This window comes from Cognatiyoonia koreensis (assembly GCF_900109295.1).
Classification (GTDB): Bacteria; Pseudomonadota; Alphaproteobacteria; order Rhodobacterales; family Rhodobacteraceae; genus Cognatiyoonia; species Cognatiyoonia koreensis.
Genome location: NZ_FOIZ01000002.1, coordinates 950,517 through 972,686 on the forward strand (window position 1 = coordinate 950,517; position 22,170 = coordinate 972,686).

Annotated in this window: 25 protein-coding genes; 11 read left to right on the forward strand and 14 right to left on the reverse strand. The window is 56.6% G+C overall.

Annotation, left to right across the window (positions count from 1 at the left end; all coding sequences use genetic code 11):
- Positions 1-61 precede the first annotated feature (61 nt).
- Positions 62-496 carry a DUF3576 domain-containing protein gene (locus BMY44_RS16180; RefSeq protein ID WP_089996930.1) on the reverse strand — a complete coding sequence of 145 codons (435 nt, stop codon included), beginning with the start codon at positions 494-496 and terminating at the stop codon, positions 62-64.
- Between the two features lie 125 nt (positions 497-621).
- On the reverse strand, positions 622-1,716 hold the full coding sequence (locus tag BMY44_RS16185; RefSeq protein WP_089996931.1) for a porin: 1,095 nt from the start codon (positions 1,714-1,716) through the stop codon (positions 622-624).
- Between the two features lie 233 nt (positions 1,717-1,949).
- On the opposite strand from BMY44_RS16185, the gene BMY44_RS16190 reads away from it, so the two are divergent.
- Together BMY44_RS16190 and BMY44_RS16195 are read left to right on the forward strand one after the other, a co-directional pair.
- The gene (locus tag BMY44_RS16190) at positions 1,950-2,603 is read left to right on the forward strand and encodes a YggS family pyridoxal phosphate-dependent enzyme (protein ID WP_089996932.1); all 654 of its coding nucleotides are present in this window, start codon (positions 1,950-1,952) and stop codon (positions 2,601-2,603) included.
- Positions 2,600-3,247: an RluA family pseudouridine synthase gene (locus tag BMY44_RS16195; protein WP_089996933.1), complete on the forward strand. Its 648-nt coding sequence runs from the start codon at positions 2,600-2,602 to the stop codon at positions 3,245-3,247. Before BMY44_RS16190 ends, BMY44_RS16195 begins: the two co-directional genes overlap by 4 nt.
- Here the strand turns inward: BMY44_RS16195 and BMY44_RS16200 are convergent.
- Positions 3,244-4,686, reverse strand: a complete 1,443-nt coding sequence (locus tag BMY44_RS16200) for an aldehyde dehydrogenase family protein (protein WP_089997218.1) — start codon at positions 4,684-4,686, stop codon at positions 3,244-3,246. The two genes, BMY44_RS16195 and BMY44_RS16200, sit on opposite strands and share 4 nt — an antisense overlap.
- Before the next feature lie 124 nt (positions 4,687-4,810).
- Between BMY44_RS16200 and BMY44_RS16205 the strand changes: the two genes are divergently transcribed.
- Positions 4,811-5,464 (forward strand): peroxiredoxin, encoded by a 654-nt coding sequence (locus tag BMY44_RS16205; RefSeq protein WP_089996934.1) that lies wholly within the window; start codon positions 4,811-4,813, stop codon positions 5,462-5,464.
- A gap of 55 nt (positions 5,465-5,519) precedes the next feature.
- On the opposite strand, the gene BMY44_RS16210 is transcribed toward BMY44_RS16205, so the two are convergent.
- Positions 5,520-6,056: a L,D-transpeptidase gene (locus tag BMY44_RS16210; RefSeq protein WP_089996935.1), complete on the reverse strand. Its 537-nt coding sequence runs from the start codon at positions 6,054-6,056 to the stop codon at positions 5,520-5,522.
- A gap of 66 nt (positions 6,057-6,122) precedes the next feature.
- Positions 6,123-6,674, reverse strand: coding sequence for a L,D-transpeptidase (locus BMY44_RS16215; RefSeq protein ID WP_089996936.1), 552 nt, complete (start codon positions 6,672-6,674; stop codon positions 6,123-6,125).
- Between the two features lie 190 nt (positions 6,675-6,864).
- Here BMY44_RS16215 and BMY44_RS16220 point away from each other — a divergent pair, with 190 nt between their 5' ends.
- Positions 6,865-7,698 (forward strand): glycosyltransferase, encoded by an 834-nt coding sequence (locus BMY44_RS16220; RefSeq protein WP_089996937.1) that lies wholly within the window; start codon positions 6,865-6,867, stop codon positions 7,696-7,698.
- A 15-nt stretch (positions 7,699-7,713) separates the two neighbouring features.
- A complete protein-coding gene (locus tag BMY44_RS16225) occupies positions 7,714-8,595 on the forward strand; it encodes a glycosyltransferase family 2 protein (protein ID WP_089996938.1) in 882 nt (293 codons plus the stop codon).
- 172 nt (positions 8,596-8,767) lie between these two features.
- Here the strand turns inward: BMY44_RS16225 and pnp are convergent, their stop codons facing one another.
- Positions 8,768-10,900, reverse strand: coding sequence for a polyribonucleotide nucleotidyltransferase (gene pnp / locus BMY44_RS16230; RefSeq protein WP_089996939.1), 2,133 nt, complete (start codon positions 10,898-10,900; stop codon positions 8,768-8,770).
- Between the two features lie 195 nt (positions 10,901-11,095).
- On the opposite strand from pnp, the gene BMY44_RS16235 reads away from it, so the two are divergent.
- Positions 11,096-11,584, forward strand: coding sequence for a hypothetical protein (locus tag BMY44_RS16235; RefSeq protein ID WP_089996940.1), 489 nt, complete (start codon positions 11,096-11,098; stop codon positions 11,582-11,584).
- Positions 11,585-11,593: 9 nt separating this feature from the next.
- A complete protein-coding gene (locus tag BMY44_RS16240) occupies positions 11,594-12,517 on the forward strand; it encodes an endonuclease/exonuclease/phosphatase family protein (RefSeq protein WP_089996941.1) in 924 nt (307 codons plus the stop codon).
- Positions 12,518-12,578: 61 nt separating this feature from the next.
- Here BMY44_RS16240 and rpsO read toward each other — a convergent pair whose 3' ends face one another.
- From rpsO to rbfA, 7 genes are all read right to left on the reverse strand, one after another.
- Positions 12,579-12,848, reverse strand: a complete 270-nt coding sequence (rpsO, locus tag BMY44_RS16245) for a 30S ribosomal protein S15 (RefSeq protein WP_089996942.1) — start codon at positions 12,846-12,848, stop codon at positions 12,579-12,581.
- A 136-nt stretch (positions 12,849-12,984) separates the two neighbouring features.
- Entirely contained in the window at positions 12,985-13,902 is a 918-nt protein-coding gene (locus BMY44_RS16250) for a calcium-binding protein (RefSeq protein ID WP_165611870.1), read from the reverse strand.
- A gap of 93 nt (positions 13,903-13,995) precedes the next feature.
- A complete protein-coding gene (locus BMY44_RS16255) occupies positions 13,996-14,874 on the reverse strand; it encodes an alpha/beta fold hydrolase (RefSeq protein ID WP_089996944.1) in 879 nt (292 codons plus the stop codon).
- Complete coding sequence (locus BMY44_RS16260; RefSeq protein ID WP_089996945.1) at positions 14,871-15,380, reverse strand: DUF1643 domain-containing protein; 510 nt, start codon at positions 15,378-15,380, stop codon at positions 14,871-14,873. The genes BMY44_RS16255 and BMY44_RS16260 overlap by 4 nt, the downstream gene beginning before the upstream one ends.
- Positions 15,381-15,386: 6 nt before the next feature.
- A complete protein-coding gene (gene truB, locus BMY44_RS16265; protein ID WP_089996946.1) occupies positions 15,387-16,313 on the reverse strand; it encodes a tRNA pseudouridine(55) synthase TruB in 927 nt (308 codons plus the stop codon).
- 48 nt (positions 16,314-16,361) lie between these two features.
- Positions 16,362-17,078, reverse strand: coding sequence for a phosphodiester glycosidase family protein (locus BMY44_RS16270; RefSeq protein WP_089996947.1), 717 nt, complete (start codon positions 17,076-17,078; stop codon positions 16,362-16,364).
- The gene (gene rbfA / locus BMY44_RS16275) at positions 17,078-17,473 is read right to left on the reverse strand and encodes a 30S ribosome-binding factor RbfA (protein ID WP_089997219.1); all 396 of its coding nucleotides are present in this window, start codon (positions 17,471-17,473) and stop codon (positions 17,078-17,080) included. The genes BMY44_RS16270 and rbfA overlap by 1 nt, the downstream gene beginning before the upstream one ends.
- Positions 17,474-17,570: 97 nt before the next feature.
- Between rbfA and dapB the strand changes: the two genes are divergently transcribed.
- Positions 17,571-18,380: a 4-hydroxy-tetrahydrodipicolinate reductase gene (dapB, locus tag BMY44_RS16280; RefSeq protein WP_089996948.1), complete on the forward strand. Its 810-nt coding sequence runs from the start codon at positions 17,571-17,573 to the stop codon at positions 18,378-18,380.
- A gap of 84 nt (positions 18,381-18,464) precedes the next feature.
- Positions 18,465-18,827: a dihydrodipicolinate reductase gene (locus BMY44_RS16285; protein WP_089996949.1), complete on the forward strand. Its 363-nt coding sequence runs from the start codon at positions 18,465-18,467 to the stop codon at positions 18,825-18,827.
- A 30-nt stretch (positions 18,828-18,857) separates the two neighbouring features.
- Here the strand turns inward: BMY44_RS16285 and BMY44_RS16290 are convergent, their stop codons facing one another.
- Positions 18,858-19,034, reverse strand: coding sequence for a DUF1674 domain-containing protein (locus BMY44_RS16290; RefSeq protein ID WP_242650584.1), 177 nt, complete (start codon positions 19,032-19,034; stop codon positions 18,858-18,860).
- A gap of 67 nt (positions 19,035-19,101) precedes the next feature.
- Here BMY44_RS16290 and BMY44_RS16295 point away from each other — a divergent pair, with 67 nt between their 5' ends.
- The gene (locus BMY44_RS16295) at positions 19,102-20,367 is read left to right on the forward strand and encodes an RsmB/NOP family class I SAM-dependent RNA methyltransferase (RefSeq protein WP_089996950.1); all 1,266 of its coding nucleotides are present in this window, start codon (positions 19,102-19,104) and stop codon (positions 20,365-20,367) included.
- Between the two features lie 111 nt (positions 20,368-20,478).
- Entirely contained in the window at positions 20,479-22,167 is a 1,689-nt protein-coding gene (locus BMY44_RS16300) for a heparinase II/III family protein (RefSeq protein ID WP_089996951.1), read from the forward strand.
- Positions 22,168-22,170 lie beyond the last annotated feature (3 nt).

Sequence of the window (22,170 nt, forward strand, 5' to 3'; positions counted from 1 at the left end):
TCAAATCTCAAACGCCGGACACGTGGCCCGGCGTGCTATCAGGCCCGAAACGGGAAGGTGTCTAAAGATTGCCGTCCGCGACGCGTAGCTGGCGGGCGCGTGTCAGGATGGCGTCTTCAATGGCGCGTTGCGTTTCGACGCTGGCTGGACCGCTGCGCGTCAGGATCGCGACGTTCAAGGCGCGGGCGTCAAGGGCGGGGTCCGTGATATAGACAGTCGCGCGATAGGCGCGGCTTCCGCCCGGAGGTGTTCCATACCCGGTGACGATCACACCTGTGAACGGATCAACACTTTGTACAGGAAGAAAATTCAGCACATCCAGTGACGCCGCCCAAAGATAACGGTTCACGGCAACAGCCTCGGCACCATTGGTGCGCACGGCTTGCCGGACGGCACCGTCTGCCGGGGCATTTCCGCGAAACAACCCACAGGCCGAGAGGCCAAGGACAACAGTCAAAAGAAGAATGGCGCGGCCAGTACGGGCAGGTGCAGTCAACGTCTTATTCCCAACAAGTAACTTGGCGGAATGTGTAACGAAGGGACGGGCGCGTCACAAGCGTTAGCACAAAAAGAAAGAGCGGCCCCGAGGGACCGCTCTGACTTAGATCATTTCACGTTCGATTAGAATGTGAAGGAAACCTGAACAGTCGTACCGTGCAGGTACTCTGGATCACCGATTTCGTCGTTGCCAACATTGCCTTCGTCTTCCGCATAGGAAACGAGAAGCTCTGCGCCACCGCCGAGGTCATACTCACCAGCAACGTAGTAAGCGTCGGAGTCAGCGGACTCGTCGTTGACCAGGTAACCAGCAAGAACAGTCAGACCGTTGCCTACGTCGTAGGAACCTTCAACACCGTAAGAGTCGGATGTGTCAGCGTTGTCTGCATCTGCAACGTCGTAGAATGCTTCAACCGCGATTGGGCCGTCTGCGTATTCTGCGGACAGACCGTAGTCGTCAGATCCACCATCGTTCATGGTGTAGTAGCCGCCAACAGTGACAGGACCAACAGGATAAGAAATCTGGATACCTGTGGATGTCACGGCTGTGTTGTCAGCGTATGCAACAGTGATGTCTGCGCCAGCAACAGAAGTCGAAACACCTACAGCGTAGATTTCTGGTGTTGGGCCGAATTCTTCCTGATAGGCGAATTCAACGTCAACGGAACCGAATGAACCAGAAACGTAAACCTGCATGGCGTCGAGATCTTCGCCTGTCAGGTCGTTGCCGCCTTCACCGTCAACACCGAAAGATACGGCTGCGGAGAAACCAGCGATTTCTGTTTCACCAACCAGGATGCCTTCGAAGTCGGCAGTGATCAGGTGTGTGTCTTGGTCATTGAAAGTCTCGGCTTCCATGCCGTCAACCAGACCAGCGCGGTCTTCTGCAACTGGATCAACGTCACCGAAAGACAGCTTGGAAGAACCAGCTTCAACTGTCAGGACGTAGTCGCTTGATGTCACAGGGTTGCCAAGGCCTTCTTCGCCCTCGTCAACGATGTTCAGACCAAAAGTTGCTGTTGCAACAACGCCGTTGTCGAGTGCAGCAGTCGCTGTCACGTCAACGTCGGCAGACCAGTAGAAGCCATCTTCGATGTCATCATTGTAGCCAAGTTCAGCTTCACCAGCGAAACCAATACCCGGTGTCGCGTGGCCGTCGGCTGCTGCGGCGCCAGCAAAGGCAACCAGGGCAGTCGAGGTAAGAAGGATGCTTTTCATGGATTATTCCCTCGTGTTTGCATTCCCAGAGATGCCAGTATTCCGGCATTGATGATGTATTTGCGCCTCTAAGCCTGCACACTCAAGATAATTACCAAGTGTTTAGCCGTGTCGGAGATAAATGATGCACGAAGGCCACACACGGTTTTGTTGCCCTTCTTGCATGACATTCCCCGTCAGACGCACTATTTCCTACCTCCATTGGAAACTTCCAACGATTACAGGAGACTGCTGTGTCCCTAGCAGAGATAAACGCACGTATCGCAAAGGCTGTGGATAAGTCGGGACGGGCATCGGACGCCGTCACTCTGATCGCGGTTTCAAAGGTGCAACCGCACGAGCGAGTCGTTGCGGTGTTGGAAGAAGGTCACAGAATCTTCGGGGAGAACAAGGTGCAGGAGGCCGCAAGCAAATGGCCGGATTTCCGCAAAACCTACCAGGGAATCGATTTGCATCTGATCGGACCCCTACAGACCAACAAGGCGCGGCAGGCGATGGAACTTGCCGACAGCATCCACACGCTCGATCGCCCGAAGCTCGCAAATACGATCGCGCGGCTCGCGCAGGAGTTAGGCAAATGTCCTGATCTGTTCATTCAGGTGAACACTGGAGAAGAACCACAAAAGGCCGGGGTGCTTCCGGAAGAAGCCGATCAATTCATTGCAGAGGCGCAAGGCATGGATCTGCCGATCAAAGGGCTGATGTGTATACCGCCTGTTGAAGAGGAACCGTCACTGCATTTTGCGTTGCTTGGCAAGATTGCTGAACGCAACGGGCTGAACGGCCTCTCGATGGGCATGAGCAGCGATTTCGAGACCGCTATCGCGCTCGGGGCGACTCATATTCGCGTCGGGTCCGCTATTTTTGGCGAACGCGACTACGGATGAACGACGACTACAACCCTCCGCAGGACCCGCTTGATATCCTGCACGACGATCATGAAGTCTTGCTGGTTAACAAGCCAAGCGGTCTGCTTTCGGTGCCGGGCAAGGGCGATCACCTGTCTGATTGCCTGATAGCGCGTGTTCAGGCAGTGTTTCCGACAGCGCTCTTGGTGCACAGGCTGGATCGCGACACATCGGGGGTGATGGTCTTTGCCCTGACACCTCATGCACAACGGCACCTCGGGCTTCAGTTTGAAAAGCGATACACGAAAAAGACCTATGTCGCGCGGGTTTGGGGGGATATCGCGGAAAAGACAGGGACCGTTGATTTGCCACTCATCGTCGATTGGCCCAACCGTCCCAAGCAGATGGTCGATCACGAAAACGGAAGGCAGGCCGTGACGGATTGGCGCGTCATGCGCAAAGGCAATGGGGAAACGCGTGTGCGGCTGATGCCAAAAACGGGACGGTCGCATCAACTTCGGGTGCACATGCTGGCCATGGGACACCCCATCCTGGGCGATCCTTTCTATGCAGAAGGAAAGGCGCGAGATTTCCCGCGCCTTATGCTGCATTCGGAAACGCTGCAATTCCGTCATCCTGACGGTGGTCAGGGGATGCGGATCACAGCCAAAGCTCCGTTCTAAGCGGACGGATCCCAGCCCGAGACGGCTTTGACTTCAAGGAATTCCTCGATTCCCCAATGCCCGCCTTCTCGCGCGCGACCCGACATCTTCATGCCCCCGAACGGAGATCCGTTCGACCGCGACTGGCCGTTCATTTCGACCATGCCTGATTTCAGCGCACGCGCCATGCGGTTACGGCGGGCACCGTCCTGTGATTGGACATAGTTCGTCAGCCCGTACGCTGTGTCATTGGCAATCGCGATAGCGTCGGCTTCATCTTTGAACGGAATGATTGACAGAACGGGACCAAAAATTTCTTCCTGCGAGATGCGCATGTCATTCTTCACATCTGCAAAAACGGTAGGGCGCACATAATACCCACGGTTCACGCCTTCGGGCAAACCGGGGCCGCCGGCAACGAGGCGTGCGCCTTCTTTCACGCCAACCTCGATCATATCCTGAATCTTGTCCCACTGGGTTTTGTTCACGACAGGACCGATATGTCGCCCGCTTTCGGTGGTCGGGCCAACCTTGATGCTGTCGGCAACCTCTGCAGCCTGTGCGACAGTTTGCTCATAAATACTTTCCTCGACCAGCATACGGGTCGGGGCATTACAGGACTGCCCTGTATTCTGCATGCAATGGATGACGCCACGCTTGACGGCCTTTTCGTCGGCATCAGCGAAGATGACGTTCGCCCCTTTGCCGCCCAACTCGAGCGTGACGCGTTTCAACGATTCGGCGGCTGCTTTCGAAATGGCCTTTCCTGCGCGGGTCGATCCGGTAAAGCTGATCATCGCGACATCGGGATGTGAAGAAAGCTGATTGCCGACACCCGCACCATCCCCATTGACAAGGTTGAAGACACCAGGCGGCACGCCTGCGTCATGGACGAATTCAGCAAAAAGCAGCGATGAGAGGGGTGCTTCCTCGGACGGTTTCAACACGATAGTACAACCGGCAAGCAAAGCAGGAATGACCTTCAGCGTGACCTGGTTCATCGGCCAGTTCCAAGGCGTGATGAGTCCGACGACGCCGATGGGCTCGAGAATGATACGGTCATTTGGCGTGTCGTCGCGCAGCGGGCGGTCCCAAACCATGTCTTCGAAAGCATCAAGAAAGCCTTGAAGGTGCCAGGGCAGACACGGTGCTTGCGAGTCGCGGGCAAGATCAATCGGTGCGCCCATCTCTTGCCGGATGGCTTCTGCCATTTCGTCAACGCGGGATTCATACTGTTCCAGAATGGCCCGAACGTAGCCTGCACGTGTTTTCGGATCAGATGCGGACCAAGTTGAAAATGCTGCTTTCGCCGCATGAACGGCCGCGTCGGTGTCAGCCTGATCCCCCAGTGAAATAACGGCGCACACTTCTTCGGTCGCGGGGTCGATCACGTCGCAATCCCGCGGTGTTTTCGGTGCGACCCACGCCCCGTTGATATAGAAATGCTTGTCGTTGCGCATGGCAATTCCCTTTTGTGTGACGGCCCACATTTGCACCAACAGTGAAAGGGCACAAGCACCTGTAGCATCCGCCATCGGATGATCTTATGTATGGTGCAAAGGCATCAATCAAAGGAGCTGCCCCATGTCCCTGCGTATTAATGACACGATCCCGAACCTGACAGTCGAGACCGATCACGGCACATTCGCCTTGCACGATTGGATCGGTGACAGCTGGGCGATCCTGTTCTCTCACCCAAAAGACTTCACACCGGTCTGCACTACAGAATTCGGAGCCGTGGCACAGCTTGCCGACGAATGGGAAAAGCGCGGCACAAAGGTGATCGGTGTTTCCGTTGATGGCGTCGAAGATCACAAAAAGTGGAAAGGCGACATTGAAAAAGTCGCCGGTACAAAGGCAGGTTTTCCGATCATCGCGGATGCCGGTCTGGAAGTCTCCAAGGCTTTCGACATGTTGCCTGCCGAAGCCTATCTGCCAGATGGACGCACGCCTGCCGATAGTGCAACAGTGCGCTCTGTCTTTATCATCGGCCCTGACAAGCAGTTGAAACTGTCCATGACCTACCCGATGACTGTTGGTCGAAATTTTGCAGAAGTTCTGCGTGCACTGGATGGCTTGCAAACATCAATTGGCAAGGGCGTCGCAACGCCTGCGAACTGGAATGTCGGCGACGACGTGATCATTCCAGCGACCGTTTCAAATGAAGACGCGCAAGCAAAGTTCGGCGATTTCACGACTGTCCTGCCATATCTGCGGACGACAAAGTTGAAAGACTGAGGCGATTCATGGGGCAGGCCCGACGTGGACCTGCCCCATTCTGATCCGGGCGCAGTCAGGTGACAAAGACCTGCGTGCCCGTTCGGACCCGTTGGTAAAGGTCGGTAACGTTTTCATTGGTCAGCCTCACACAGCCTGATGAAAACCCCTGTCCGATAGACCAAGGCTGATGCGTCCCATGAATGCGATAAAATGTTTCGTGTCCGCCCTGCGCGAGATAAAGCGCGGCTGCCCCCATCGGGTTTTGCGGATGGCGCCCGGGCAATCCCGCGCGGAACGGTCCATAGACCGCAGGTTCTTGACGGATCATGTTCTGCGTTGGTCGCCAGCTTGGCCACATCGCCTTGCGGCTGATGGTTGCCTGCCCACGAAATTCGCGCCCCGCCGCACCGACTGCAACACCATAGCGCAGCGCCCGGTTCCCACCGGTTGTCAGGTAAAGAAAGCGTTGCGTCGTGTTTACATGGATTTGGCCGGCCGGATATGACCGGTTCATCGTCACGATATGCCGATCATAGATATTACCGGCGTCCGCGGTGCTGGAAAGCGCTGTACAAGCGGCGAAACCTGTCAGGAAATCACGTCGTTTCATCAAAAAAGCACCCCATGCTGCGTTGGGGTACTTTTTCAGGCGAAAGTTAAAATCAGGTTCAAATCGTCAGAAGATGTAGACGTGCGTACCAACGGGAACCATGGCGTAGAGCTCTGACACATGTTCGTTGATCAAACGTACGCATCCTGACGAGTAATTCTGCCCGATCGTCCAGGGCTGCGGAGTGCCATGGATGCGATAGTACGTATCGACCCGGCCATTATAAAGATACAGCGCCCTTGCGCCCATCGGGTTCATTTCGTGTCCGCCGGGAAGACCGTTGCGAAAGGGACCATAAAGATCGGGTTCGAGGTCAATCATGTTTTGCGTCGGGCGCCAGCTTGGCCATTCGGCCTTGCGGCGGATCGTCAAAACACCGGTATAGTTGCGACCCTCATTCCCAAGTGCGATTCCATAGCGACGCGCCCGGCCATCTCCGAGCGTCCAGTAAAGGTGAAAATCGTTCTTGATGACATGGATTTCACCTGCGGGAAGCGCTGGATTGACAGCAACTTCTTGCGGCATGAATTTGCGCGGAAGGCGAACCGTTGTGGCCAATGCCGGAGTCGCCAAAAGGGACGCGGCCGCAGAAGCGACGAATGTTCGACGTGTCAGCATGTATCTTTTTTCCTGCTCGAGTTTTCGCAACCTTGCGTGCGAATTACCCTGCATCCTGTAAATGAAAAGCGGCAGGAATGTGGCCGCCGGTGAAAATGCACCCAGTGCGGAGATCGCGCAACACCCGCTGTGCTTGAGGCATCCGCAAAAATGAAGCATAGGTCAAAAAAGGCAAAATAAGGTGCACAACATGCGGTCAGAACTGATCATGACCACGTACAACAGCACGCGCGCGCTTGCGCTTTGCCTTGAATCCGTTCTGCAACAGACCGTCATGCCAGACAGTATCTGCATCGCGGACGACGGTTCTGGCCCCGAAACGGCGAAGCTCATCGAGGATTTCAAAACGCGATTTGCGCCCGTTGCAATCCGTCACGTCTGGCACGCTGACAACGGCTTTGAGAAATGCGCGATTCTGAACAGGGCTATCGCGACATCGGAAGCAGAATTTCTGTTTTTCATCGACGGGGACGTTTTGATTCACCCATCATTTCTTGCCCGACATCGCGCGTTGGCGCAGCGTGGCAGGTTCTGCACCGGCAGCCTGATCCGGCTTGACGATCCTACAACCAAGGCACTGACAGAGGATGATATCATCTCTGGTCGCGTCTATGATCGCAACTGGCTCAAGACACGTGGGGCGATTGACCGTCTGGGAACGTGGCTGAAAACAATGCCGTTTCCGATGCCTCTCCAGAACCTTCTGGATGTTCTGACTCCCGTCCAAAAGGCACTGTGCGGTGCGAACTGGTCGGCGTTTCGCGAAGATATTCTCGCCGTGAACGGTTTCGACGAAAGCATCAAGTACGGGGGACTTGATAAGGAATTGGGAATCCGACTGCAGAATAACGGTACAAAGGGGCGGCATTTGCGCTACACCGCTCCACTTGTGCATCAGGATCATCCTCGTGGCTACAAGGACCCCGAAAAGATCAAGCGCCACAAAGCTTTGATCCAGGGGGTCAGAACTTCAGGCCGCACCTGGACCGAGAATGGAATCGTTAAGGGGCCAGCACGTGCCTGACAGAACGCACTCCAAATGATGATCCGCGCGACGGTTATTATTCCCACGTTTCGCGATTGGGACGGCATCCAACGTTGCCTTGATGCGCTTGCGCTGCAGACCGTTTCGCCATCCGAGTTCGAAATCATCGTCGCCAATAACAACCGTGATGATGTTGTGCCAGACAGTCTGTCGCTACCACCTAACGCACGCGTCGTTTGGGAAAGCAAACCGGGGTCCTACGCAGCACGGAATGCCGCCTTGCAAGTGGCTCAGGGCGACGCTGTCTTTTTCACGGACTCAGATTGCATCCCGGAACCAGATTGGATTGCGAACGGGCTGGACCCGCTTGAAAATCACCCCGACATAACGCGGTTTGGTGGGGCCGTGAAACTGTTCCCGGCCAAAAAGGATTGGACGACGCCAGAGCTTTATGATCGGGTCTTCAACCTCAGACAGGAACGCTATGTAGTCCACGGTTACGCTGCGACGGCCAACCTTTTGGTGCGACGGTCTGTTTTCGAAGCAGTCGGACCGTTCAACGCTGAACTGATGTCCAGCGGCGACAAGGAATGGAACCAAAGGGCAGAAAAGGCCGGGTATCCGATCCTTTACCTGCCCAACATGTGCGTCCGCCATCCTGCACGCGACAGTTTTGCAGCACATGCCAAGAAGCGAGGACGGGTCGCAGAAGGCAAATTCATCATGAAGAACCGCGACAAACTAAAATCATACGTTTCGCCTTTGAAGTATATCTTTCCGTCAGTCCGGAATGCATATCGGATCTGCTCAGAACCAAATCTAGTGCTATTTCAACGCCTTGCGCTGCTGGAATTTGACTACCGATTGCGTCTGCACGAGGCTGGCGTTTTGTTCAAACTGCGTTATCTCGGCGGGCCGCAAGGGCGCCGCCAGTAAAATGCCCCGGCGCATGGCCGGGGCGAACTGTTGAAAATGGATTTTCGCAGACAGGCTGCGGTACTCACCCGGCCAGCATAGCCAGCGTTGCCGCCGGCGCCGCCGCGTCGTTTCAGAAACGAAAAGCCCCGATGTTTCCATCGGGGCTTTCCAAATTCAGATTGGGAAACGCTTATTCAGCGGTTTCCTCTTTCTTGACTTCTTCGCCGGACTCCTGATCGACGACCTTCATCGACAGGCGTACCTTACCACGATCATCAAAGCCAAGCAGCTTGACCCAGACTTCCTGACCTTCTTTCAGAACGTCGGATGGGTGATTCAGGCGGCGGTTCTCGATCTGGGACACGTGGACCAGACCATCGCGCTTGCCAAAGAAGTTCACGAAAGCACCAAAGTCGACAAGTTTGACGACAGTTCCTTTGTAGACTTTACCTTCTTCCGGCTCTGCCACGATGGAATAGATCATGTCATAGGCTTTCTTGATCGCGTCAGCGTCGTTGGACGCCAGCTTGATCACGCCGTCATCGTTAATGTCGACCTTTGCACCGGAGACTTCGACGATCTCACGAATAACTTTACCGCCGGACCCGATCACTTCACGGATCTTGTCTGTCGGAATGTTCATCGTTTCGATCTTGGGTGCGTGAACGCCCAGATCTTTAGCGCCTGTCAGTGCCTTGCCCATCTCACCAAGAATGTGAAGACGACCGGCTTTCGCCTGCTCAAGCGCCTTCTTCATGATTTCAGGTGTGATACCTGCAATCTTGATGTCCATCTGCAAGGATGTGATGCCGTTCTCAGTACCAGCCACCTTGAAGTCCATATCACCAAGGTGGTCTTCGTCACCCAGAATGTCGGACAGGATCGCATAGGAACCGTCATCTTCCATGACAAGACCCATCGCCACACCTGCTACGGCGGACTTCAGCGGAACACCCGCATCCATCATCGACAGGGACCCACCACAAACGGATGCCATTGAGGACGAACCGTTGGATTCAGTGATCTCTGACACCAGACGAATAGTGTATGGGAAATCTGTCGGGGCAGGCAGAACAGCCTGCAACGCACGCCAAGCCAATTTACCGTGACCGATCTCACGACGACCCGGAGGGCCCACGCGACCGGCTTCACCAACCGAATATGGTGGGAAGTTGTAGTGCAGCATGAAGTTCGACTTGTACATGCCGGACAGCGCGTCGATCATTTGCTCATCATCGCCGGTTCCTAGCGTTGTAACGACCAGACCTTGGGTTTCGCCGCGTGTAAACAGAGCAGAGCCGTGGGTCCGGGGCAGAATGCCCGTTTCGGACACGATTTCACGGATCTCGTCCAGCTTACGTCCGTCGATACGCTTGCTGTCCTTGACAACCGCGCCACGCAGAACGCCGGATTCCAGCTTCTTCAATGCGGAACCAAGGTTTTCGTCGGCCTGCTGGTCTTCAGTCAGGCTGGCAACAATCGCTTCTTTTGCCGCTGATACGGCTGCTGTGCGCTCTTGCTTGTCGAGGATGGCATAGGCCTTCGCCATCTCTTTCTTGCCAGCTTTTTCTACAGCCTTGTAAAGGTCGGTGTAATCTGGCGGCTGGAAGTCGAACGGCTCTTTCGCACAGTCTTCGGCCAGATCAATGATCAGGTCGATGACCGGCTGGATTTGCTCATGTGCAAAAGTCACAGCACCCAGCATTTCGTCCTCGGTCAGCTCATAGGCTTCGGACTCAACCATCATGACGGCGTCTTTTGTACCGGCAACGACAAGATCCAAACGCTGCTCCGGGTTCATGCGCAGATTGTGCATGTCATCCATCTCAGGGTTCAGGATATATTCGCCATCCTCAAAACCCACGCGACAAGCCGCAATTGGGCCCATGAAAGGCGCACCGGAAATGGTCAGCGCGGCAGAGGCAGCGATCATCGCCACCATGTCCGGATCATTGACCAGATCGTGTGACAGCACCGTGCACATCACCAGAACTTCGTTCTTGAAGCCGGGGACAAACAACGGACGGATCGGACGGTCGATCAAGCGGGCGGTCAGCGTCTCTTTCTCTGTGGGACGGGCTTCGCGCTTGAAAAAACCACCAGGGACTTTACCGGCGGCGTAATACTTCTCTTGATAATGCACGGTCAGAGGAAAGAAATCCTGACCGGGCTTTGGTTTCTTGGCGAACGTGACGTTGGCCATAACGCTGGTTTCGCCCAGCGTGGCAATGACTGATCCGTCTGCCTGACGGGCAACCTTGCCGGTTTCGAGGGTGAGCGTTTCTTCGCCCCACTCCATCGATTTTTTTACTTCGTTAAACATGTATGTTTTCCTAGTTGGGCCGCAGCCCTTTTGCGTAGTGGGCGTATTCCCACTGACCCCGGTATCTTCTTTGTGCGGCGCTGGGGTCCGGGCGCCGGGCTTCCAAGATGGGCGGGCCATATCGGATATTGGTTCCCTTGGAAAGGGGCCGTAAACTAATGGCGAAACTGTGCCGCATGGCAAAGGGGGTGAATAATGCGTGGATTTCTGGCCTGCCTGATTGGTCTGATCGCAAACCCGGTCTTCGCCTGCGCTGAATTGGTGCAAAGCTGCACCTTTAACGGCGGCAAGAAGGAAATGGTGGTCTGCCTTGAAGGCAGCGATGTGACCTATCGTTTTGGACCCTCGGGTGGCACGCCAGAACTTGCGCTGCGCGTCCCGATCACCGACGCGGATTACACGCCTTGGCCCGGTGTGGGTCGCGCCATCTGGGAGGGAATGGTTTTCTACAACGGCGACTATAGCTATGAAGTCTCCGCAGCCTTTGAGCGGATGTTCAATGACAGCGACGAACCAGAGCCAACCCGAGGCGGTATCCTGATCATGCAGGGCGAAACGGTCGTCGCGGAACTGACCTGTGATGTCGGGTCTGTTGATTGGGCCTATGGCGACGGCGGTCTGTGGGCCGCGAAAACAAGAGCGGGACAATGCTGGAAAGATTTCAGCTGGGTCGCGTGTAACTAGACGGGACAAATGATGATAAAACTGATGAAGGCAAGTCTGGCGACCCTTCTGGCATTGCTGACGATTACCGGATGCCAGCACATCCGCAATTCAGGCAGTGAACCCGTGCCGGTTGCCTCGGCACAAATGCTGCGGCTTGCAACCTACAACGTTCATTACATCATCATGCAAGAGGAGACCGGCCCTTGGTCACTTGGTGATTGGGAGCGGCGCAAAGTGCCGATGGATCAGGCATTCAAGGCCGTTGACGCAGACATCATCGCCTTCCAGGAAATGGAAAGCTTTGCGGGTCGGTCCGAAAGCGACGTCAATCTCGCGCTTGATTGGTTGCTGGCAAACAATCCTGATTATGCTGCGGCTGCTGTTGGGCCGGTTGATACGTTTCCGTCAACGCAGCCCATTCTGTATCGGCGCGATCGTTTCAAGGTGCTGGATCAGGGCTGGTTTTTCTTTTCGGATACACCGGATGTCATCTATGCGCGGACATTCAATGGGTCGTACCCGGCTTTTGCTTCATGGGCGCTGTTCGAAGATGCGCAGAACGGGCAGGACTTTTGCGTCATCAATATCCATACCGATTACCGCAGCCGTTCAAACCGCTTGCAATCAATTGCGCTGGTGGCCGAAAGGATTCGGCCTTGGATTTCAGCGAGAGAGACGGTGTTTGCTGTGGGCGATCTTAACGCGCGCCTTGGGTCTGCGGCGCTTGGCATTCTTGAGGATGAAGGCGTCGTCTTTGTGCCTGTCGATGGCGCAACCTATCATTTTGATCGTGGGATCAATCTGTTCGGTGCGATTGACCACATTGGCTATGTCGGTGCAGCGTCGCTGACGGGTGGGCCATTCGTGCTGCGCGAGAAATTCAACGACGTCTGGCCGACGGATCACTATCCACTTGTTGCAGATTTCGTTTTGGGATCGACAGACAGCTAGCAAAAGAAAAACGCTCGCCAGATGGCGAGCGTTCAATTTCGTCAACGTGTTCCTTACGGAATTAGCGGCGCAGGCCCAGACGCTCAATCAACGACTGATAACGGGCTTCGTCTTTGGCTTTGGTGTAGTCCAGAAGCTTGCGGCGCAGGGCCACCATCTTCAAAAGACCACGGCGGCCGTGGTTGTCTTTCTTATGTGTCTTGAAGTGCTCTGTCAGCGTCGCGATGCGGCTGGACAGGATTGCAACCTGAACTTCGGGGGAACCTGTGTCGCCCTCTTTGGTCGCGAATTCCTTCATGATACGTGTTTTGTCTTCGGCAGTAATCGACATCGGGATCTCCTTATCTAGAGTGTGGACGGCGCGAGCCGGGATGTCGTCCAGCAAGGCCCTAAAAAGCAAACCACAGGGCGCAAACCCAGCGGATGCGTGCGTTTAGGAGGATTCCTCTAAAAAGAAAAGCGTTTTCTTAGGCTGCGATCAGTCTGACATGGACCAGATCAAGTTGTGTGATGCCGCCGAGTGTCGCCACCACTTCGCCGTCTGCCATCACCTCAAGCCCATCATCCGTCAGATGGGTCGACAAAGCGGGCGGGATCGCCCCTTCGTACACGATTTCAAGCATGTCGTCGGTTTCGCTGAAGTCACCAACAAATGCATCTGCATCACTGGTGAGGTTAAAGACGTCAGCCCCGCCGCCGCCGTTCAGCACGTCTGCAGCCCCGCCATACAGCAAATCATCCCCGGCACCGCCATTCAGATAGTCGCGCGAATCGTCCCCTCGCCCGTCGAGAACATCATCGTCGGCTCCGCCAAACAGCGTATCGCTCCCATTGCCGCCGATCAGAGTATCTTTGCCAAGATATCCCTGCAGAGAGTCATCGCCTTCGCCACCATCAAGAAGGTCGTTTCCATCGCCACCCATAATCTGATCGTCGCCGTCATCGCCAAATAGCTGATCGTCCCCGACATGGCCCGCGATCACATCGTTACCATCTCCGCCCCTGATCAAATCGTTCCCGCGCCCGCCTTCGAGCGCATCATCGCCACCGTTGCCAAACAAAGCGTCATCACCGTCTTGTCCGTCGATATGGTCGGCACTGTCGCTACCGGTCACCGTATCGTCGCCACCTTTCGCAAACACCGGATCGCCGCCACCATCAGGAATTGTGACCGTTTCGGCCGCGTCGCTGAATGCGCTTTCCTCTTCGGATTCAAGATCATCGGAAAAAACGATGTCAGACACCGCGACGATGGGGGCGGGCCGACCACTTGCACCCAAGGTATCGCTATCGCTTTCCAGCGTCAGATCATCATCGGTATTGTCCGTGTCCATGATGACCAATGCAGAAATTGCAACGCCGATCAATCCAAGAATAGCAAGCATAGGTGCACCTAATGTCTGAGTCGCCCCGACCCAAATGGTCATCGGACAATAGCGCAAGTCGTTGTAGGAATGGTGATATTTTCGACTCGCTGGTTAACCAGCGGTGAAGAACGGAATGAATGCATCAAGTACGGCCTGCGGATTCTCCTCCATCGCAAAGTGGCCCGAAATGCAGCTTGTGTCGCTCACATAAGTCGCCCACTTGCGCCAGATCGCAGAAGGATCACCGGTATGCGCAGGAAAACCGCTCTCTGCCCACAGAAAGTGAAGCGGCGCTGAAATGCGTCCAGTTTCCGCCTCATCCAGCCGTCGGTCGTACGTGGCACCCGCCCTGTAGTCGGCACACATTGCATGCAAGTGCGCAGGATCGGCGGCCTGCGCGCAATAGCTTTGCAAGGCTTCGGGCGAAAAAACATCAAGCGACTTACTCAGTGTCCAAGCTGCCAGCGTCCATTCGATATAGGCGGCAGGGTCAGCGCCAATCATCCGTTCAGGCAGCGGATATGGCTGCGCCAGAAACGTCCAGTGATACCCTTTCAAGGCCAAATCGGCATTCCAATGGGCCCAGAAATCACCTGTCGGTACAATTTCGATGATACCCAATTTCTTGACCCGCTCGGGATGATCAAGCGCAAAGCGATAAGCAACACGCCCGCCGCGGTCATGTCCCAGAATATGTGCCTGCGCGATCCCCAGCTTATCCATCAGGTGCGCGATGTCATTCGCCATCGTGCGCTTGGCATAGACTGTATGGAGCTCATCGTCAGGCGGCGCATCGCTGTCCCCATATCCCCTTAGATCCGGTACAATGACGTCGAAGTTTTGGGCGAACTGTGGTGCAACCTTTCCCCAGCAATGATGGTTTTGCGGATAGCCATGCAGCAGGAGAAGCGGTTCACCCTGACCTGCCCGATGGACAGACAGACTGATATCGCCGCAATCGACGCGAATGCATTCGAAGCCATCAATCATATGTCCCAAACCTCCGGCTGTGTTTTGTAACTGACATACAAAGGATGGCGTGGATGACCGTCTTTTGTCAGCCCCAAATGCGTCAGCGGCTTGCCCGCCGCAGCGAGCGTTCTGGCAACACATGGCCCGCGCCCACGATGCGCGCCGTGTACGCCCCATGCTGCAAGGATCATATCGGCCCAATTCGCGCCTTCACTCAGAACAGCATCGTTTTCGGGACCGACGGGCCACCGGCGATTGCGCATCTGGAACGGATCGGTGTCCCGCCAAGCAAAGATGTTAAGAACGCGAAACGATCCAAAGCCGAGCGTACGGGCCCGCCGCTCGCAGCGTTCCACGGTCGGATCATTGGCAATTTCGTCCGCCTTTGACGGATTCAGCATGACGATCAGCAGCCGCTGCCCCGCACTGTCCCACGTCCGCGTCAGGGCATAGCGATACTTTTGGCAGTCAGAGTAGCTGACGACCGAATGCGTCCCGTCTGCTCGATGTTCCCTGACTATCATCGGACGCTAAAGGACTTCACTCTGATCCAAAGTTGTGAAAACACGGCTGGGGTGCATCATGCCGCCGCGATAGATCCCGACCGCGACAGCCTTGCCATCATATGACGCCCAGCACTCGTCCCCAAATTCAAGTTCACTGGCGATAACGGGGGCCGCGTTGCCGTTGCGCAGTTTCGCGACGCTGTCCTGCAAACAGCGGACCTCGGGGAGATCTTCCAGCCCTGCTTCTAGCGGTACAAGATAAGCATCAAGTGCACCGGTTTTAGCTTGCGCATCAATCGTTTCGACCGAAACGCCATCTTCGGCCTTGAAAGGACCGGACCACGTACGGCGCAATTCGCGCACATGTCCGAAACAGCCTAGCGCCTTGCCCAGATCACGGGCGATAGAGCGTACATACCCGCCTTTGCCGCAAGTCATTTCAAGCGTCACGTGGTCAGGATCAGGACGGTCGACATGCAACAATTCCTCGACCCAAAGCTGGCGCGCGGCAAGATCCATCTCTTCCCCGTCGCGCGCTTTCTTGTAGGCGCGCTCCCCGTCAATCTTGACGGCAGAGAACTGCGGTGGAACCTGCATGATGTCGCCGACAAATTGACCAAGGGCTTGCTTGATCTCGTCATCCGACGGGCGCGCATCGCTTTCGGCGATGACCTCGCCCTCAGCGTCGTCGGTATTGGTCGCCTGCCCAAGCCGCACGGTAAATGTATAGGCCTTCAGCGCATCAGTGATGTAAGGCACGGTCTTTGTCGCCTCGCCAAGCGCGATGGCCAGAACTCCGGTGGCTTCTGGGTCGAGTGTTCCTGCATGGCCTGCCTTCTTGGCATCCATCGCCCAGCGCACCTTGTTGACGATGGCGGTGGAGGTCATTCCGGCGGGTTTATCTACCACAAGCCAGCCTGAAATATCACGGCCTTTACGTTTGCGTGCCATTGCTGTCCTCATGCGATTGGAACGCGCCTGCTAGCGTCCCACCAAGGACTAGTCAATCACGCCGATGATCGGCCCCAACTGGAATCCAAAGTCTGATCGGCCAAGTTGCGGGGCGTGAAGACGAGAGACTTTCCCATCAAAGTAAAGCGCTTGATCAACCTGCAGGTAATCGCGGAACAGCAAACCAAAACTATGAAAATTTACAGCATCGTTGGAAATGGCGAAATAGGCGGTTTTGCCGTCCGGGCTGGTGCCCGCTCCATTACGAATGAATTTGGAAGACCCATTGGGGATGAAACGTGGGTGCAGTGCGCCGTCAATGACCAGCATCGGGCCGGATTGCGTCGCGTCGCGGCACTGGCGCGCAGATTCGATAAACTGCAGCGTTTCGATGACCCGCGCGCTGTCATCGTTGATACAAAGAACACCATTGGGCAGCAGTCCGAAATTGCCCGGCCCATCCGAGGAGACGATCTGCGAAACGATTGCGCCGTCTTCCTGATAAAGACCGACTGGGCTGCGATCACTATGATACATGCCGGCGTTCATCGCGAATGACAGGGTTTCTACATCCAGCGTCGCCTGAATGGCATCGAACTGGCCGTAGACTTCTCCGTTCTGGCCGGTGTGGAACAGGCGCAGGTTTTCGGTCGCGGCGTTCACGGTGCAGATCGTATAACTGTTGCCTTGAAAGGTTAGGTCTTCGCACAGGACAGCTGCAGCGGGCGTCGCCAAAAGCATGAACAGCGCAACAAGCAGGCGCATCAGTCGTCGAGATCCTGCCGCACGTGTTCGTCAGCCAAAAGGCGACGGGTTGCATCCATGCGGTCATATGTGTCGTCGATGGCGAAACGGATTTCCGGCGCAAACTTGATCGTTAGCGCCTTGCTCACCTGTTTGCGGATCTCATGACGGTTCTTGCGCAGCGCGGCCAGCGCTTCTTCCTGACCTTGGCCACCAAGCGGCAGCACATAGGCTGTCGCAATAGACAGATCAGGTGAACAGCGAACTTCGCCGACTGTGATCGACATGCGTTCAAGGTCGGGGTCGTGAATATCGCCACGTTGCAGCAGCTCTGACAGCCGCCGCCGGATGACTTCGCCCACGCGCAGCTGGCGTTGTGACGGCGCACCGCCGGTGGAATTCTTGTTCTTTGCCATAGCCACCATCTAAGCGGTCATGCGTCAGTTGCCAAGCAGGGCTTTGCACTTCAGCGACAGGCCGCTAAGACAGGATCGGAAATTAAAGGAACGCGATATGTCAGAACTTCCGGGCATCGTTGTCACAGGCGCATCCGGCCGCATGGGCCAGATGCTTGTCAGAACAATCGCCGAAAGCGGGGCAGCGCGGCTTGTCGGAGCGCTCGAACGGGCAGGGCATGACTGGATCGGTCGCGATATTGGCGAAGCGATGGGTGGTGCTGCGATCGATGTCCTCGTGACAGACGATCCGGTCGAGGTGTTCGCCAAGGCGCAAGCGGTGATCGACTTCACCGCACCCGCCGCAACAGTCGCATTTGCCGGACTTGCGGCGCAGGCCCGCGCAGTTCACGTCATCGGAACAACTGGTTTGACCGAAGCCGACCTGAAGGCGATCAACGCGGCCGCGCGCCACGCGGTCATTGTCCGTGCGGGAAACATGTCGCTGGGGGTAAATCTGCTTGTGCAACTGACAAAGAAAGTTGCCGCAGCACTGGATGAGGATTTCGATATCGAAATCATCGAAGCGCACCATAACCAGAAGGTCGACGCGCCTTCCGGCACCGCTTTGATGTTGGGAGAGGCGGCCGCCGAAGGGCGAGGCGTCAAGCTGGCTGATGTACGCGACAGCGGTCGTGACGGCATGACAGGTGCAAGAATGCGCGGCAATATCGGGTTCGCCGCAATTCGCGGGGGCGATATCGTTGGTGATCACGACGTTCTCTTTGCAGCAAAAAGCGAGCAGATCACACTCCGGCATCGTGCAATGGACCGCACCGTTTTCGCAAAGGGTGCCCTAAAGGCCGCACTTTGGGGCCAGGACAAGTCACCCGGCGAATATGATATGGTCGATGTTCTGGGGCTATAGGCACCTCACATCCGTTTGATATCGCATAACTGAACCAGTTTGGGTCTCGTGCCGTAAGAACACCAAACAGCGACGGAGTCGGTTATGAAAAACGCATTTGTTGGCGGCCTGCTGGCCATCATGTCTGCCGCGCCTGCGGCCGCGCAAGATTATCGTCCGGTCACCGACAAGGCAGAGTTCCTGTCTCTGCTTGCTGGCAAGAACCTGTCGAATCGCTTGTATGCGGTAAACCTTGCTGTCAGCCCCGACGGCACGATCGCAGGCACAGGTGCCGGCTGGGACATCACCGGCACGTGGAGCTGGCAGGACGGTTTTTTCTGCCGCGAGATGAGTTGGGGTGGCGATCCAATCCCGTATAACTGCCAGTTGGTCGAAGTCGCAGGGAACGATATGCGCTTCACAATAGATCAGGGTGCCGGTGACAGCGCGTCATTCCGCTTGCGCTGATCGGCTGCCAAATCATCCAAAGGTGCCTACCTAAAAGTCGATGGCGATGCCTTTTTTTTCCCAGTCGCCGTAGCGAACGGGCTCGGGACCATCGCGGCCACCCAATTCTGGTGGCAATTGCATTTCCTTGGCTTTCTTGCGGCGTTCCTCGGCTTCTGCAAGGGCGCGCTGGGCTGCGGCTGGAAGATCGGACTCATTCTGGCTCATGGTTGCGTCCTTGTGGGGCATATCACTCTGATATACCTCCGGGATCGATCCAGACAAGAGTGACACCATGACACAAACCGGGATGCCTGCCCGTCGCGCGGCGCACCAGATGCTGCAGCAGATCACCACTGAAGGGCGATTGCTGTCCGAATTGCTGGGGTCGGGCGTGCTTGATCAACTGGCCCCCGAAGACCGGGCGACCGCGCAACGATTGGTTACCGAAACACTGAGGGGGCTCGATCGGGCAGATCGACTACTCAAGCCGTTCCTGCAAAAGAACCCGCCGATATTCGTGCGCAATGCCCTGCGCCTCGGTGCAATCGAACTCGTCGGCGGGGGTGCGGCCCACGGCGTCGTGAATGCCTATGTCGAAATCGTTGGTCGTAACAAGCGTACGCAGTCCCTGAAGGGTTTGGTGAATGCAGTCTTGCGCAAGGTGGACCCCGCGGCATGGGAACAGCTACCCGTCCCTGTGACTCCGCCGTGGCTACGGCAACCGCTGGTCGCGGCCTGGGGACGCAAGGCGATGAATGGCATCGAAAAGGCTCATTTTGCGGGTGCACCGCTTGATCTGACGGCGAAAGCGGACGCAAAAGCCGTTGCGGCAGCGGTAGACGGCGAGGTTCTGCCGACGGGCAGCGTGCGTGTCGCGGATGCAGGACAAGTATCGAAACTGCCGGGTTTCGTCGAAGGGAATTGGTGGGTGCAGGACGCAGCCGCGGCTTTGCCAGTCAAACTGCTTGGCGATGTGCAAGGTCAGCGCGTGCTTGACCTATGCGCCGCGCCGGGCGGTAAGACGTTGCAACTTGCTGCGGCTGGCGCGGCGATCACCGCAGTCGATCTGTCGCCAACACGCATGGCCCGCGTCGAAGAAAACCTGAAACGGACGGGTCTCAAGGCAGAAACAATCGTGTGCGATGCACGCGCGTTCAAGGCTGATCCATATGACGCTGTGTTGCTGGATGCCCCGTGCTCGGCAACCGGAACGATTCGCCGCCACCCTGATCTGCCGCACGCAAAGGATGGCGCGGAATTCGGCGCGCTGATCGCGCAGCAGGCGATCCTGATCGACCATGCGGTGACATTGGTCAAGCCGGGGGGGCGGCTGGTTTTCTGCACTTGTTCGCTTTTGCCCGACGAAGGCGAAGTGCAGGTCGAAGAGGCACTTGAGCGTCATCCTGAGCTCACCGTGGATCGTGCAGCACTCGCGCGGCCTGGCATCGACCCCGACTGGATAACCGAGGAAGGTGGACTGCGCCTGCGCCCCGATTACTGGGCGGAAGCGGGCGGGATGGACGGGTTCTATATGGCGGTTCTGTCAAAGCCTGCGTGACTTGATCCACCGGTTTGGCTATTCTTCGCGCAACAATAAGCGTGAATCGCGCAGACCCGAGGCAACAGTTTGACCCAATCGCAGACCTGGCGTGCTCGTCGCACGGCCTTTATGCATCGTTATCATGCGCGTCGCGCGGCGCGGGCAAAGCCTGCGACGGGGTTCGTGACTCAGCCCGAACCACGTACGATCGGGCATTTTGCACGTGGGCGACAGTTGATTGCGGGCAATTACTTGTTCGCAGGCACTCTGACAGAGGCAAAAGACGCTTCAATCTGGGAAATCGATCAGTCTTCGCCAATGGTGCGCGAGGAATTGCATGGATGTAACTGGCTGGACGATCTGGCAGCCGTCGGGGACGCCAAGGCGCGGGCCTCCGCGCAGGCTTGGGTGAACGATTGGATTGACCGATATGGCACGGGGACAGGTCCCGGATGGTTGCCGGGCCTGACCGGCCGGCGGTTGATCCGTTGGATCAATCACGGGATCTTCTTGTTGCGGGGGCAGAAAAAAGAACGCTCGGAGGCGTTCTTTCGCTCGCTAGGTCAGCAGACGTTGTTCCTGTCGCGCCGCTGGCGGGTGACACCACCGGGTTTGCCCCGTTTCGAGGCGCTGGCCGGGATGATCTACGCAGGCCTAGCACTGGAAGGAATGCGAGAGCATGTCGCGCCGGCAATGCGTGCACTTGCCGCCGACTGCAGGACAGAGATCGACGCAGATGGCGGCATCGCCACCCGTAATCCCGAAGAGCTTTTGGAGGTAATGACCCTTCTGAATTGGGCGATTGCGGCATTTGCCGAGGCCGGACAACAACCGCCGCCACCAGTTCTGGACGCCATTGATCGCATCGCACCGACCTTGCGTGCACTGCGTCATGCCGATGGCAGTCTGGCGCGCTTTCACGGTGGCGGGCGTGGACTTGATGGGCGTCTGGATCATGCGCTTGCGACATCCAACGTAAAAACACCGCCCGGTGAAGGGCTGCACATGGGCTTTGCCCGCATAAATGCGGGCCGGATGTCGATCATTATCGACGCAGCGCGACCGCCCACTGGCCTGTTCTCTGCAAACGGTCACGCATCGACACTGGCGATGGAACTGACAAGCGGACGCCGCCCGATCATCGTGAATTGCGGGTCCGGGCGCAGTTTTGGACCTGAATGGCGCAGGGCCGGAAGGGCAACACCCAGCCACGCGACGCTCGGGATCGAGGGGTATTCATCCTCACGCCTCGGTCAGGCGTCGGGTGCGCTCAGCAACGGGCCGGAAATACTTGTCGATACGCCAACGCTGGTGCGCTGCGAAACATCCGAATTGCCGGACGGACGGCGGATCGAATTATCGCACAACGGCTTTCAACTGACCCATGGGCTTACGCACGCCCGTATTCTGGATATCGCCCATGACGGGCGCGGCATCGTGGGCGAGGATATGCTGACGACGCTCTCAAGCGATGACCAGCGCCGCTTTGACAGCGCATTGGACCAGTCAAAGCTACAGGGGATTCCCTATGCCGTGCGATTCCACCTGCATCCTGACGTTGATGCGACGGTCGATCTGGGTGGAACAGCGGTATCGCTGGCGCTCAAATCCGGGGAAATCTGGGTGTTTCGCTATGACGGGATCGGCCGTATGGACCTGAAACCGTCGGTTTATCTGGAAAATGGGCGATTAAAGCCGCGTGCGACACGACAGGTGGTTTTATCTGGACGCGCAATGTCCTATGCGACGCGCGTCTGCTGGTCACTGGCCAAGGCGCAGGACACCCCCGACGTTGTCCGCGATCTGGCCCCAAGATGATCG